This window comes from Burkholderia sp. LAS2, from assembly GCF_018417615.1.
GTDB classification, from domain to species: Bacteria; Pseudomonadota; Gammaproteobacteria; order Burkholderiales; family Burkholderiaceae; genus Burkholderia; species Burkholderia sola.
This window is the reverse complement of the sequence record NZ_CP071054.1, coordinates 920,454-934,874: the sequence shown is the minus strand read 5'-3', so window position 1 is coordinate 934,874 and position 14,421 is coordinate 920,454. Positions and strand designations below refer to the sequence as shown.

11 protein-coding genes and 1 pseudogene are annotated in these 14,421 nt (G+C 63.7%); 9 read left to right on the top strand and 3 right to left on the bottom strand.

The genetic code is table 11. The features are described 5' to 3' along the window. Positions 1-23: 23 nt before the first annotated feature. Positions 24-1,724, top strand: a complete 1,701-nt coding sequence (gene prnC / locus JYG37_RS33335; RefSeq protein ID WP_124631901.1) for a monodechloroaminopyrrolnitrin halogenase PrnC — start codon at positions 24-26, stop codon at positions 1,722-1,724. Positions 1,725-1,748: 24 nt separating this feature from the next. Further along, complete coding sequence (gene prnD / locus JYG37_RS33330) at positions 1,749-2,843, top strand: aminopyrrolnitrin oxygenase PrnD (protein ID WP_124631910.1); 1,095 nt, start codon at positions 1,749-1,751, stop codon at positions 2,841-2,843. A 186-nt stretch (positions 2,844-3,029) separates the two neighbouring features. On the opposite strand, the gene JYG37_RS33325 is transcribed toward prnD, so the two are convergent. After that, positions 3,030-3,542 (bottom strand): Lrp/AsnC family transcriptional regulator, encoded by a 513-nt coding sequence (locus tag JYG37_RS33325; protein WP_050014210.1) that lies wholly within the window; start codon positions 3,540-3,542, stop codon positions 3,030-3,032. A 170-nt stretch (positions 3,543-3,712) separates the two neighbouring features. On the opposite strand from JYG37_RS33325, the gene JYG37_RS33320 reads away from it, so the two are divergent. Beyond that, positions 3,713-4,729 (top strand): 1-aminocyclopropane-1-carboxylate deaminase, encoded by a 1,017-nt coding sequence (locus JYG37_RS33320; protein ID WP_050014211.1) that lies wholly within the window; start codon positions 3,713-3,715, stop codon positions 4,727-4,729. A 72-nt stretch (positions 4,730-4,801) separates the two neighbouring features. Further along, positions 4,802-5,191, top strand: a pseudogene (locus JYG37_RS33315) (pyruvate dehydrogenase E1 component-related protein); the annotation flags it as partial. Positions 5,192-5,377: 186 nt separating this feature from the next. On the opposite strand, the gene JYG37_RS33310 reads toward JYG37_RS33315, so the two are convergent. Continuing rightward, positions 5,378-6,274, bottom strand: a complete 897-nt coding sequence (locus JYG37_RS33310; RefSeq protein ID WP_124557414.1) for a LysR family transcriptional regulator — start codon at positions 6,272-6,274, stop codon at positions 5,378-5,380. 133 nt (positions 6,275-6,407) lie between these two features. Between JYG37_RS33310 and JYG37_RS33305 the strand changes: the two genes are divergently transcribed. The 5 genes from JYG37_RS33305 (at position 6,408) to JYG37_RS33285 (ending at position 12,168) form a co-directional block, all read left to right on the top strand. Beyond that, on the top strand, positions 6,408-7,832 hold the full coding sequence (locus JYG37_RS33305; RefSeq protein WP_089490270.1) for a M20 family metallopeptidase: 1,425 nt from the start codon (positions 6,408-6,410) through the stop codon (positions 7,830-7,832). 48 nt (positions 7,833-7,880) lie between these two features. Further along, positions 7,881-9,167, top strand: coding sequence for an MFS transporter (locus tag JYG37_RS33300; protein ID WP_213346770.1), 1,287 nt, complete (start codon positions 7,881-7,883; stop codon positions 9,165-9,167). A 92-nt stretch (positions 9,168-9,259) separates the two neighbouring features. Beyond that, positions 9,260-9,733, top strand: a complete 474-nt coding sequence (locus JYG37_RS33295; RefSeq protein ID WP_213346767.1) for a hypothetical protein — start codon at positions 9,260-9,262, stop codon at positions 9,731-9,733. A gap of 300 nt (positions 9,734-10,033) precedes the next feature. Next, entirely contained in the window at positions 10,034-10,711 is a 678-nt protein-coding gene (locus tag JYG37_RS33290; RefSeq protein ID WP_050014215.1) for a heavy metal response regulator transcription factor, read from the top strand. Next, positions 10,708-12,168 (top strand): heavy metal sensor histidine kinase, encoded by a 1,461-nt coding sequence (locus JYG37_RS33285; protein ID WP_124631899.1) that lies wholly within the window; start codon positions 10,708-10,710, stop codon positions 12,166-12,168. Before JYG37_RS33290 ends, JYG37_RS33285 begins: the two co-directional genes overlap by 4 nt. A gap of 63 nt (positions 12,169-12,231) precedes the next feature. Here JYG37_RS33285 and asnB read toward each other — a convergent pair whose 3' ends face one another. Further along, the gene (gene asnB, locus JYG37_RS33280; protein WP_124557418.1) at positions 12,232-14,052 is read right to left on the bottom strand and encodes an asparagine synthase (glutamine-hydrolyzing); all 1,821 of its coding nucleotides are present in this window, start codon (positions 14,050-14,052) and stop codon (positions 12,232-12,234) included. Positions 14,053-14,421 lie beyond the last annotated feature (369 nt).

The following is a 14,421-nucleotide window of genomic DNA, read 5'->3' as shown; positions in this document are numbered from 1 at the left end:
ATCTCACCAGGAGAGTTTGCCCCATGACTCAGCAGAGCCCCGCGAACGGGCGCGACAGCAACCACTACGACGTGATCATTCTCGGCTCGGGCATGTCGGGCACCCAGATGGGGGCCATCCTGGCCAAGCAACGGTTTCGCGTGTTGATCATCGAGGAATCGTCGCATCCGCGCTTCACGATCGGCGAATCGTCGATCCCCGAGACGTCGCTGATGAACCGCATCATCGCCGATCGCTACGGCATTCCGGAGCTCGACCACATCACGTCGTTCTATGCGACGCAGCGTTACGTCGCGTCGAGCACGGGCATCAAGCGCAACTTCGGCTTCGTGTTCCACAAGCCCGGCGAGGAGCACGACCCGAAGGAGTTCACGCAGTGCGTGATTCCCGAGCTGCCATGGGGGCCCGAGAGCCACTATTACCGGCAGGACGTCGACGCGTACCTGTTGCAAGCCGCCATCAAGTACGGCTGCACGGTTCGCCAGAAGACGAGCGTGACCGAATACCACGCCGACCAGGACGGCGTCGCGGTGGCCACCGCCCAGGGCGAACGCTTCACCGGCCGCTACATGATCGACTGCGGCGGGCCGCGCGCGCCGCTCGCGACCAAGTTCGGGCTGCGCGAAGAGCCGTGCCGTTTCAAGACGCACTCGCGCAGCCTCTACACGCACATGCTCGGGGTCAAGCCGTTCGACGACATCTTCAAGGTAAAGGGGCAGCGCTGGCGCTGGCACGAGGGGACCTTGCACCACATGTTCGAGGGCGGCTGGCTCTGGGTGATCCCGTTCAACAACCACCCGCGATCGACCAACAACCTGGTGAGCGTCGGCCTGCAGCTCGACCCGCGCGTCTACCCGAAAACGGACATCCCCGCGCAGCAGGAATTCGACGAATTCCTCGCGCGGTTCCCTAGCATCGCGGCGCAGTTCCGGGATGCCGTGCCGGTGCGCGACTGGGTCAAGACCGACCGCCTGCAGTTCTCGTCGCGCGCGTGCGTCGGCGACCGCTACTGCCTGATGCTGCACGCGAACGGGTTCATCGATCCGCTGTTCTCCCGCGGACTCGAGAACACCGCGGTGACCATCCACGCGCTCGCGGCACGCCTGATCAAGGCGCTGCGCGACGACGACTTCTCCCCCGAACGCTTCGAGTACATCGAGCGCCTGCAGCAGAAGCTGCTGGACCACAACGACGACTTCGTCAGCTGCTGCTACACGGCGTTCTCGGACTTCCGCCTGTGGGACGCGTTCCACCGGCTGTGGGCGGTCGGCACGATCCTCGGGCAGTTCCGGCTCGTGCAGGCGCACGCGAGGTTCCGCGCGTCGCGCGACGAGCGCGCCCTCGATCATCTCGACGACGATCCCCCGTACCTCGGGTACCTGTGCGCGGACATGGAGGGGTACTACCAGTTGTTCAACGACGCCAAAGCCGAGGTCGAGGCCGTGAGCGCGGGGCTGAAGCCGGCCGGGGAGGCCGCGGCGCGGATTCACGCCCTCATCGACGAACGTGAATTCGCGAAGCCGATGTTCGGCTTCGGATACTGCATCACCGGCGCCAAACCGCAGCTCAACAACTCGAAGTACAGCCTGCTGCCGGCGATGAAGCTGCTGCACTGGACGCAGACCAGCGCGCCGGCGGAGGTGAAGCGGTACTTCGACTACAACCCGATGTTCGCGCTGCTCAGGGCGTACGTCACGACCCGCATCGGCCTGGCGCTGAAGTAGTCGACCGACCCCGGAATGAAAATGATAGACGACGTTCAATTGAATCAAGTGCGCGCCAGCGAGCATCCGTCGGCGGCGTATGACGCGACCACGCGCGTGGCCGCGAGCTGGTACGTCGCGATGCGCTCGGACGACCTCAAGGACAAGCCGACCGCGTTGACGCTCTTCGGTCGGCCATGTGTCGCGTGGCGCGGCACGACGGGCCGCGCCGTGGTGATGGACCGCCACTGCGCGCATCTTGGCGCGAACCTGGCCGACGGGCAGATCAAGGATGGGTGCATCCAGTGCCCGTTTCACCACTGGCGGTACGACGAGCACGGCCAGTGCGCGCACATTCCCGGCCACAGTGCGGCGGTGCAGCGCCTGGAGCCGGTGCCGCGCGGGGCGCGCCAGCCGACGTGGGTCGCCGTCGAGCGGTACGGCTACGTGTGGGTCTGGTACGGCTCTCCGCAGCCGCAGCACCCGCTGCCTGAAATCGCCGCGGCCGACGTCGACAACGGCGACTTCATGCACGTGCACTTCGCGTTCGAGACGACCACGGCGGTGTTGCGGATCGTCGAGAACTTCTACGACGCGCAGCACGCGACCCCCGTCCACGCGCTCCCCATCTCGGCTTTCGAGCTCAAGCTCTTCGACGATTGGCGCGCGTGGCCGGAGGTCGAGCCGCTGGCAAGGGCCGGTGCGTGGTTCGGCGCCGGGATCGACTTCACCGTAAACCGGTACTTCGGGCCCCTCGGCATGCTGTCGCGCGCGCTGGGCCTGAACATGTCGCAGATGAACCTGCACTTCGACGGCTACCCCGGCGGGTGCGTGATGACCGTCGCGCTGGACGGAGACGTCAAGTACAAGCTGCTCCAGTGCGTGACGCCGGTGAGCGACGGCAAGAACGTCATGCACATGCTGATCTCGATCAGGAAGGTGGGCGGCGTCCTGCGCCGCGCGACCGACTACGTGCTGTTCGGGCTCCAGACCCGGCAGGCCGCGGGGTACGACGTCAAGATCTGGAACGGGATGAAGCCGGACGGCGGCGGCGCTTACAGCAAGTACGACAAGCTCGTGCTCAAGTACCGCGCGTTCTACCGCGGGTGGGTCGACCGCGTCGGCTCGAGCGAGCGGTAACGCATGAGTTGGCGGCGCTGGCCGGCCCGGTGTCGGTCGCGCCGCTTCGTCCGGCGCTCGCGAACCGCGGCGCACTGAGCGACCGCGTGTCGCCTTCGCGTGCCGCGAGTCGGCCGGACCCGCTTCCGCGCGATTGTCGCCGGTGCGTTCCAGCGTGTACAGGAAAGGGCCCGCCTGTCTCAGCCGCTATATGGCGATCTGCGTCGAAGAAAAAACCTGCTTGAGCACCATGAAAGTCCGAATCTGACGCACGCCGGGCAGATAAAGCAGTTGCTCGGCATGGAGCCGGTTGAAGCTTTCGCTGTCGCGGGTGCGCAGCATCATGAAGTAGTCGAACTCGCCGGTCACCACATGGCATTCCATGCAGCCGGATACGTTCTGTGCCGCTTTTTCAAACGCGGCAAAGGATTCGGGCGTCGATCGATCCAGCACGACCCCGATGATGACGACCATGCCCGCGTCGAGGGCAGGCGCGTTGAGCAACGCGACGATTCCTCGGATCAAACCGAGGCTCTTGAGCCGTTCGACGCGGCGCAAACAGGCCGGCGCACTCAAATTCACCTTCGCCGCCAGCGCGACGTTCGAGATCGACGCGTCCTTCTGAAGGGCGCGCAGGATCGCTTTGTCCGTACGGTCAAGTTCGACGTGGCTCGCGTCCGCCGGGTGCGATTTGTCGAGAAATTTTGTTGTCGATTTCATCGATTCGAAAAAATTTGCGTTCGTCGGGATGGGGAAAATTGTATTTCAAAGCACGGAGGAGGAAATATGTTTGCAACCACGTTTCGAGGGTATTTCACTAGAATTTCTTCATGCCCGGTCGCCCTGACGACAGGCGTCCGAACCCACCGCCCATCTTTCGGAGAACCTCCGTGAACCTCGATCGCTTTCCCCGCCACAAGCTGACCTTCGGACCCACCCCCATTCATGAGTTGCCGCGCCTCGGCAAGGCGCTGGGCGGCAAAGTGCAGCTCTATGCAAAACGCGAAGACTGCAACAGCGGCCTGGCGTTCGGCGGCAACAAGACCCGCAAGCTCGAGTACATCGTGCCGGACGTGCTGGCGAGCGGCGCCGACACGCTGGTATCGATTGGTGGCATCCAGTCGAACCAGACGCGTCAGGTCGCGGCAGTCGCGGCTCATCTTGGCCTGAAATGCGTGCTGGTTCAAGAAAACTGGGTCAACTACTCGGATGCTGTGTATGACCGCGTCGGCAACATTCAGATGTCCCGCATGATGGGCGCCGACGTTCGGCTGGTCAGCGACGGCTTCGACATCGGCATTCGCCCGAGTTGGGAAGAGGCGCTGGAGAGTGTCCGCAACGCGGGCGGGAAGCCGTATCCGATCCCCGCCGGTTGTTCCGAGCATCGGCTTGGCGGCCTCGGGTTCGTCGGTTTCGCGGAGGAAGTGCGCGCCCAGGAAGCTGAACTCGGATTCAAGTTCGACTACATCGTCGTGTGTTCGGTGACCGGAAGCACGCAGGCCGGCATGGTCGTCGGGTTCGCGGCGGATGGACGCGCGGATCGCGTGATCGGTATCGATGCGTCGGCCAAACCCGAGCAGACGCGCGAGCAGATTCTTCGCATCGCACGCCAGACCGCCGATCTCGTGGAACTCGAGCGGCCGATCGAGGACGCGGACGTGGTGCTCGATACGCGCTACGGCGGCCCTGAATACGGCCTGCCGTCGGAAGGGACGCTCGAAGCGATTCGACTGTGCGCGAAGACCGAGGGAATGCTGACCGACCCGGTTTATGAAGGCAAGTCGATGCACGGAATGATCGATAGGGTGCGCCGCGGCGAGTTTCCGGAAGGGTCCCGGGTCTTGTATGCGCACCTCGGCGGTGTCCCCGCATTGAACGCATACAGCTTCCTGTTCAAGAACGGTTGAGGCTTTGGCCGCGTTACGACTGCAAGTGAAGTCGGAACGCGGCGTGCATATCGCCAATTCGGGGCGCCAAGTATGGACATGCAGAATCGACTTCCGACCAGCACGATGACGGATCCCGACCCGGAGGAACTCAGGGAATGGTGCGACGCGCTCGATGGCGTGTTGCATGCGTGGGGCGGCGATCAAGGCAACGCACGTGCACGCCATCTTCTCGACTCGTTGTTGGCGCATGCACACACCCGTCGCGTCGCGTGGCGGCCGCCGCTGGTCACGCCGTACGTCAATACCGTGGCGCCCGACGAGCAGCCGGCCTATCCGGGCGATCTGCACCTCGAGCGGCGGATCGCGGCGTTGATACGGTGGAACGCGCTCGCGATGGTGGTTCGCGCCAACCGTGCGCAGGGTGAACTGGGCGGACACATTGCAAGCTATGCTTCCGCCGCGGATTTGTTTGCTATCGGTCTGCTAGCGTCGCCCCTGCGCGGGGCGGCGGTCACTTTTCTTTGTCTTCCAAAGAAAAGTAACCAAAAGAAAGGCGCGTCCTTGGGCGGACGGCAAAGGAGGTCCTGCTCAGGGTCGTGGTTTCTTTGTTGTCCCAGTTCGTGGGATTCGGACTGGGCGTGACAACAGTGCGACGTCGCCGTGTACCTAATCGGCCGTTTGCAGTTGCTTCACCAATTCGCCAACGAAGTCGATCAATACGGTCGACAACACTCTTCCGGTCAAGGTCTGGATCTGGATCGCACGCAACGACATGCCCGGATGATCGATCGGTATCGCTACCAGACCGTCCGTCGCCAGACGCGCCTGCACCGTCAGGCGGCTCGTCAGGGACACGACCCCCGACATTTGAGTGAATGCATACAGCATGTTGGAGTTGTTGCAGGTCAGGACAGGCTCGAAGAGAAGATTCTCCAGGCTCGCCGTCGTATCGAAAAGCTGACGGATCGTCGTGCCGCGGTCAAGCAGCGCAATCGGGAAATTCCGCAACTCCGCCATCGATACCGTCGCACGCCCGGCCAGCGCGTGAGAACGGGGCATGACCGCGCAAATGGGTGCGCTCTGCGTGTACTCGACGTTGATCTCCGGCTCTCGTACGACACCGAACGTCAGGCCGATATCGGCTTCGCCGGTGCGGACGTGTGCCGTCACCTCTTTCGGCGCTGTCACTGCCACCTCGAAACGGGTACCGGGCGACTTTTCCAGAAATTGCGTGATGGCGCGAGGGAGAACATCCCGGGCAAACGCCTCCGACGTCGAGACGCGGATCGTGCTCCGATCGAATGAGTTCAGCGCCTTGATCTCCTCGATCACCTGCTGACCTTCGAGCAGGGTTCGTCGGACATGCGCAGCCAACAGTTCCCCGGCCTTGTTGGGGACCATGCCCCGCGCCTGACGCTCGAACAGCGGGCAGCCGACCTCCTCCTCGAGCTTCGTCATCTGACGGCTGATCGCCGAGATCGAAACGTGCAGCTTCTCGGACGCCTCGCTCAGCGAACCGGTATTGGCAACGGCAAGGAAGTATCGGAGTGCAGCGTTGTGCATGACGGCCGCCAAGTTTGCGTTATTGGAAAGCAGGGCACGCAAAAAAGTCAATTGTAGTGCGCGTTTTGGCTCCGTACGCTTGATCCATCAGGCTTGAACAAACCGCTCTTCCACAATACACGCGAGGATCGTCATGACGCGCCGCCAAGCAATCGACTCTGCCACAACATATTTCGATTCGGGGGGCTTCCTGAAAGATCTCGCGCGACGCGTCCACATGATGACGGAAAGTCAGGATTCCGGAAGGGCCGACGATCTCAGAGCCTACCTCGCCGACGAGATCGTCCCGTCGATCGACCGTATGGGTTTCGAGTCTCGTATCGTCGAGAACCCGGTTGCGGGGAGCGCGCCGTTCTTGATTGCGACGCGTATCGAGGATCCCTCGCTTCCGACGATCCTGATGTACGGGCACGGTGATGTCGTCCGTGGCCATGACGGACAGTGGAAGGACCAGATGTCGCCATGGAACGTCACGGTTGAAGGAGACCGATGGTTTGGGCGGGGCACCGCGGACAACAAAGGGCAACACACGATCAACCTGGCCGCGCTGGAGCAAGTCGTCGCGGCCAGGCATCGACGCCTGGGTTTCAATGCGACGCTGCTGCTCGAGATGGGGGAAGAGACCGGATCGCCCGGGCTGCGTGCGGTCTGCGAGCAGAACCAGGACCTTCTCGCCGCCGACATTCTGATCGCTTCGGACGGCCCCCGGGCCAGATCGAACGTCCCTTGCGTTTTTCTCGGGTCGCGCGGGTTCGTCAACTTCACGCTTTCCGTCCGGCTCCGGTCGGGCGCACATCATTCCGGAAATTGGGGCGGGGCGCTCGGCAATGCCGGCACCGTCCTCGCCAACGCGATCTCGTCGCTGGTCGACGGGCGGGGGCGGATCCTCGTTGACGCGCTGTTGCCGACGCATATTCCGGATGCGGTGCGGACTGCGCTGAAGCATATTGCCGTCGGCGGCGGGCCCAACGATCCTCACGTCGATGCCGATTGGGGCGAACCTGGCTTGACCGCCCAGGAGCGCGTCTATGCATGGAACGCGCTGGAAGTACTGGCCTTTACCACCGGTAACCCGACCAGCCCGATCGGCGCGATTCCGCCCGTTGCGCACGCGCATTGCCAACTCAGATACGTCGTCGGTACGGATTGCGAGCGTATCGAAGAAGTCTTGCGGCATCGCCTCGACGCATGCGGGTTCGATCGGGTCGAGGTGGCCATCGGCGAGCGGATGGGCGCCACGCGCCTGCCGCCGGAAGATCCGTGGGTCGCATGGGCGCTCGATTCGATCGAGCGGACGACCGGCAAGCAGCCGGATTTGCTGCCCAATCTTGGCGGGTCGCTGCCCAACGACGTCTTTTCCGAGGTGCTGGGCCTTCCGACGGTCTGGATTCCGCACTCATACGGCGCCTGCTCGCAGCATGCACCGAACGAACACCTGCTTGGAAGTGTCGCGCGTGAGGCGCTTCAGATCATGGCCGGCATATTTTGGGATCTCGGGGAGTCGGCATCCGCCGTCCGGGATCGGCGCAAGGAAGGAGTGCTTGTCGCCCAGGCATAAGACGCCAATTTTTAATGCACTTGTTATCGTAGGTTACCGGAGAATGAGATGCGTACGATGGAAATGGTGGATGCCGCGCCCACAAGAGAACAGGCTCCAAACGTGTTGCGACTGGTGTCCGCCGCAACGGTCGGCAATGCCTTGGAGTGGTTCGACATACTGATTTATGGATTCTTCGCGATCTCGATTTCAAAGGCTTTCTTTCCGGCGTCGAGTAGCGGGGTCTCCCTTCTTCTGACGTTCGGGACGTTCGCGATCTCGTATTTGGCCAGGCCGATCGGCGCGCTCGTGCTGGGTTCGTATGCGGATCGCCGCGGTCGCAAGGCATCGATGATGGTGTCGATTGTGACGATGATGATCGGCACGACGACGATCGCACTGACGCCGAGTTACGCGTCGATCGGCGTGATCGCACCGATTCTGGTCATCTGCGCTCGACTGCTTCAGGGCTTTTCCGCGGGCGGCGAGTTCGGCAGTACCACTGCATTTCTGGTGGAACAGTGTCCCGAACGCAAGGGATTGTTCGCCAGCTTCCAGTTCGCGAGTCAGGGATTGAGCTATATGCTCGCGGCCGGTTTCGGCGTTCTCCTGACCTTGACGCTCGATGCAGACGCCATCGACGCATGGGGCTGGCGCATACCGTTTCTCTTTGGCGTGTTGATCGGCCCCGTCGGCCTGTACCTGCGAAAGCACGTGCATGAGGCCGACGGCGCAACGCGTGAAAAGCGCGAATCGTTCCCGGTAAGGGAAGTGTTCGTCAACCAGAAAGCCAGGATGTTGTTGGCGATCGGTACGCTCGTCCTTTCCACCGGCGCCAGCTACGTCATTCTTTACATTCCGACCTACGCGGTACGTGAGCTTCATCTGCCCGCCAGTTTCGGCTTCATCGCAACGACGTTGACCGGCGCCATCCTGACGTTCGTGACGCCGTTCGTCGGCTATCTGTCGGACGGGATCGGCCGCGTCAGGCTGATGATCTGGGCCGGGATGGCATTCATTCTGACCATTTATCCGGTTTTCAAATTGCTTGGCGCGCATCCCGATCTGGGAAGGCTCATTGCGATGATGGCCTGGATCGGGACGCTGAAGGCGGTCTATTTCGGCGCGCTGCCGGCGCTGATGGCGGAAGTATTTCCGACAGAAACCCGAGCGACGGGCATGGCCATCAGCTACAACATCGGCGTCACGCTTTTTGGCGGTTTCGCGCCGCTGATCGTCGCATCGTTGATCCATCAGACAGGCAATTTGGCATCGCCGGCGCTTTACCTGATGTTGCTCGGCGTGCTGAGCTTGATGGCGTTGCGCGGCTGTCGATCAATATTGAATCTCCGATAAGGCGGCGCATCGAGAGAATCCCGCACAGTCGAGCGATTGCTTCGCCCGGTGCGGTCCGAGACTGTTTCGACGACATGCGAGGAGAGATCGGGATGAGTGCAAGGAAACTGGACACGGTATCGTCGGCCGCGTCGACGTGGAATTGGCTGTTGCCGCCTTCGGGGAGGGCCCGCGTGTGTGTCGTCATTGATCCGAGCCTCGGCGTTGCCGCGGTTTTGGCGACCGTAGCGTGCTTCACGGCGATGCCGGAAGTCGCGCTTCTCCAGATTGACGATCCGGTCGATGCACACCGTGCATGGAGCGCGTCGCTCATGCCGGGTAACGGTCCCGATGCGGCGAAGACGAGCGCGGAGTGCCGATCGGGTCGATTGCCGCGAGGCGTGCCGTTGCTGGTGTGGTCGACACGCCCGCAAGACCTCGACTGGCTCGGCGGCATCGAAGGGAACAGGGTGAGTGCGCTCGTTACTTTCGACGGCGACGATGTCGAAATACAGGTATCTCGTCTTCTCACACTTGTTCTGAAGGAGTTGAAGCACGCGATCGCCGAGAACATGTTGATCTATTAATACGATCAAAATGGTCTTGCTTCGGCATGCGGCCTTCCGGATCTCCTCGAGTCCTTTCAATGCCGGAGAACGGGCGCGATGCACCGCCTGCGATAGCCGACCGCACGGCAATTGGTCGAAAAAGTTGCGCGTCAGGACCGACGGCGCGGGAATCTGCCGTCTGGCGCCGCGACCGCACGCCAGGCTGACCGTCCGATTACCGTTTTGTCATCTACGCCGTTCGCGCCTGCACGGAGCGAAGCCGTGTCGCCGTTTCCGGGTAACATCGCCGGATGTCCCCACGAATGCGACGGAGCCGCGATGCGCATCCTGATAGTCGAAGACGAACCGAAGACGGGCGCGTACCTGAAGAAGGGGCTCGAGGAATCGGGCTTCAGTGTCGATCTCGCGAAGGACGGCGCTGAAGGGCTGATGCTCGCGCAGGAAGAGCGTTACGACGTGATCGTGCTCGACGTGATGCTGCCCGTGCTCGACGGCTGGGGCGTGCTCAAGCGGCTGCGCGAAACGCACACGACGCCGGTGCTGTTCCTGACCGCGCGCGACGACGTGCAGGACCGTGTGCACGGCCTCGAACTCGGCGCCGACGACTACCTCGTGAAGCCGTTCGCGTTCGTCGAACTGCTCGCCCGCATCCGCACGCTCGCGCGTCGCGGGCCGCCGCGCGAGACCGAACACCTGGTGGTCGGCGATCTGGAAATCGACGTGGTGCGCCGCCGCGTGAAGCGCGGCGCCACGCGGATCGACCTGACGCCGCGCGAATTCTCGCTGCTGCAGCTGCTCGCGCGCCGGCAGGGCGAGGTGCTGAGCCGCACGCAGATCGCGTCGTACGTGTGGGACATGAATTTCGACAGTGACACCAACGTCGTCGAGGTCGCGATCCGGCGCCTGCGCGCGAAGATCGACGATGCGTTCCCGGTCAAGCTGATCCATACCGTGCGCGGCGTGGGCTACGTGCTCGAACCGAAGGACGACGCATGACGCGCCCGCGCTCGCTTGCGGCGACGCTCGCGCTCGCGTTCGCCGCAACCACGCTCGCCGCGTTCGCGCTCGTCGGCGCATACGTGTATGCGGGCCTCGAGCGACAGGTCAACACGCAGGACGATCTCGACATCGTGCTGGCCGCGCGTCACACGCGCCGGCTCGCGGGCGAACTCGAGTCGCTCGACGCGGTTCGCGCGCACGCGGAGCGGCTCACGAGCCAGGTGCTGGGCAACGAGGCGCTGTCGATGGTCGTCGTCGATGCGCAGGGCGACGTGCTCGCGCGCCACAACGTCCGGCTCGCGGCGCTCGACGACGCGCCTGCGGCCGCATCCGTTCCGCTGGCGGACGCGCAGCTGTTCGCGCCGCACGCGGTGCCGGTTTCGTCGAACGACCGGATCACGGCCGACCGGCTCGTCACATGGACCGCCGGCGGCGGCACGCCGATGCGCGGCGTCCTGATCGAGGCCGCACTCGGCGACCGCACGCCGATCCGCATCGCGATCGCGCGCAACATGCACGACCGGGCCGATCTGCTCGAAGGCTACCGCGACCGGCTCAAGCTTGCCGGCGCGCTCGGCGCGCTGTTCGCGCTGCTGCTCGGGTACTGGCTGATTCGCAAGGCGCTCGCGCCGCTGCGCGAGATCGTCGACGACACCGGCCGGATCACGGTCGACAAGCTCGACACGCGGCTCGATGCGTCGCGCGCGCCGCCCGAACTGCGCGCGCTCGTCGATGCGCAGAACGCGATGCTCGGCCGCCTGCAGCAGGCGTTCGCGCATCTGTCGCAATTCAGCGCCGATCTCGCGCACGACTTGCGCACGCCGCTGAACAACATGCGCGGCGCGACCGAAGTCGCGCTCGCGCGACCGCGTTCGGTCGACGAGTACCAGACGCTGCTCGAATCGAATCTCGAGGAATACGACCGTCTCGCGCGGATGATCGAGAACGTGCTGTTTCTCGCGCGCGCCGAGCACCCGAGCTTCGTCACGCGGCAGCGCGCATTCGACGTGCGCGAGGAACTCGAGCGCATCGCCGAGTATTTCGAGGGGCTCGCCGACGAAGCGGGCTCGACGCTGCGCGTCGACGGGCACGGGCAACTGACCGCCGACGTCGAGCTGTTTCGTCGCGCGGTGGGCAACCTGCTCGCGAACGCGCTGCGTTACACGCCGGCCGGTGGCGTCATCACGCTCGCTGTCGACGAAACGCCGGACGCGGTGCGCGTCGTCGTCGCGAATCCGGGCGAGCCGATCGATCCCGCGCTGCTGCCGCGGATCTTCGACCGGTTCGTGCGCGGCGACCCCGCGCGCAGCGGCGGTGTGCCGGGCGGCACGGCCGGGCTCGGCCTTGCGATCGTGCGCTCGGTGATGGAACTCCACGGCGGCACCGCGCAGGTCGAAAGCGACGCGCGCGACACGCGGTTCGTGCTCACGTTCAACCGGCCGCCGGCAGCGTGACGGCGGGTTCGACACAAAGATTGAGATGCTCCTTCTCGGGCACCACGCAAAACGAGGCTCGCCTCATGGCATGCTCACGCCGTGAACCCGCGACCAGTGAGCCAACGAGCACGCCCGAAACATGATGGCGCGTTCTTGCTCATTCAGCGGCGATGGATCGGCGCAGCGGCGCTGCAGCCGCGGTACGTCGAGCAAGCCGGCGATGCGGTCGGCGTCCGTAGCCAGTATTTCGCGGGTGTGCTGGCGCAATGCCTCGCCGTTGCCTTGATCCTTGGGTAAGGCCGATTTCCTGCGCAGGCGCACGGCTTCCGGCAACGCACCGCGCGACGCTTCACGCAACATGGCCTTTTCCACGCCATCACGTAGCGCCAGTTCGGCCGGAATGGTGGCAGCCAGGTCCAGAACTTCGGTATCGCTGAAGGGGATGCGCGCTTCCAGTCCATGTGCCATCCCATGGATATCGCCGTTATGCAACAGCCGCTGCAACCAACGATGGCGCACCAGCCATTGCGTGGCGCGCAGACGTGAGGCGGGCGTATGCCAATCGTGTCCGGCGGCGATCGCCAGTTGGCGATAGACCTCGCCGTAGTGTTGCAACGGTTGCGCCAGCAGGCCGGGCCGTAGATAGGGATCGGCGGTCAAGCGTTGCAGGATATGGGTCGGGTCACGGGTGGCGTGCGGGTCGAGCAAGAAGTGATAGCCGTAGTGCGTTTCATCGGCGGCATCGCCGACCAATACCGCCTTGAGGCGCGTGCTGGCGGCTCGCGCCAGGTAATGTTGCGCCAGCTCCTGTTCCCACGCGGGCAGTGCATCGTTCTGCGTGGCCAATTGCAGCAGATCCTGGGCGAGTGTCGAGCGCGTCGGTGTGACGTCTTCACGTGGCAAACCCAATTCATCGGCGGCCTGCTCGGCGAAAGGTTGATCGTCGGAAGCCACGATCAGCGAACGCGCGTAGTCGTAGCGATGGTGATCTTCAAAGCGAATGGTGAAGCAGGGCGGTGTCGCACCTGCCGCTCGCGCTAGGCCGCCGATCAGCGTGGAGTCGAGGCCACCGCTGAAAAACAGGCCGACCGGTGTATCGGCGATCAAGCTGCGCTGGACGGCTGCGGCGAGGCGCTCGCGCAGCGCGGGAGCGATATCGTCGGCCCGGGTGGCCGGGTTTTCGGCAATCTCCGGCGCCCAGCGCGACAGCTGCAAGCCATCGCGATCCACGCGCAGCAGATGCCCGGGCGGCAGGTACGCCATGCCTTCGAACATGGGTTGCGCCACGCCGCTGAAGAACGGCGCCACCAGGTATTCCAGCACGGCGTCGATATTCGCACGCGGCGCTTGCATCGCGGGCAGCAGTCCTTTGGCCTCCGACGCAAACAGGAATTCCGGCCCCTGTTGCAGGTAAACGAACGGCTTGACGCCCAGCCGGTCGCGCGCGGCAAAGGCGCGTTGACGATGGGTGTCCCACACCAGGAACGCGAACATGCCGTTGAAGCGCCGAAGACACACTTCGCCCCAAACCGCATACGCGGCTAGCACCACCTCGGTGTCGGTGTTCGTACGGAACGACCAGTGCGCGCTCAGTTCGCGGCGAAGCTCAGCGTAGTTGTAGATTTCACCGTTGTAGACCAGCACGTAACGATGGTCGGCACTGCACATCGGCTGCGCGCCATGCTCGGCGTCGAGTAGCGCCAAACGGTCGTGAGCAAGCACGGCGTGTTGGTCATGCCATAAGCCCCGGCCGTCTGGCCCACGGTGCCGTTGTCGCTCGCGCATGGCGAGCACCCGCTCGACCTGTGCGGGCGCCTGGCCGTCGTAGCGAATCAGCCCAGCCAAGCCGCACATCAGACGGTCGCGCCCGGTTGAACGGGGGCGAGCAACAGCGTGGTCCATCGCTGTTGCCGTTCGAAGTTTCTGCTAACGGTCACCACAGATACGGCTAATGGGAAAACTTGTGGTAGTGCCGTCAGCAAAGGCTGAGAGCGACGTTCTTTTTGTGTCTGCACGCGTTGCGCTCATGCAAAAAACGGGGGACTTATGCGCGAAGATTTTGCTAATGCGCCTTCAAGCGCTTGCAATGTCGGATTTGGTTCATGAGCGGCGTAATGAGGAACGCTACTCGTGACAAAAGCATAGCGTGCACGTAACGGATGATCAACAAATTGGTGCGTGCACAACAATATAACCATCATCCGAAGCCCCGTGGGGCGACTCTAGTGCTTGTTTCCCCTAGACAGCATCGCAAGTGCGCCGCGAAAGGAT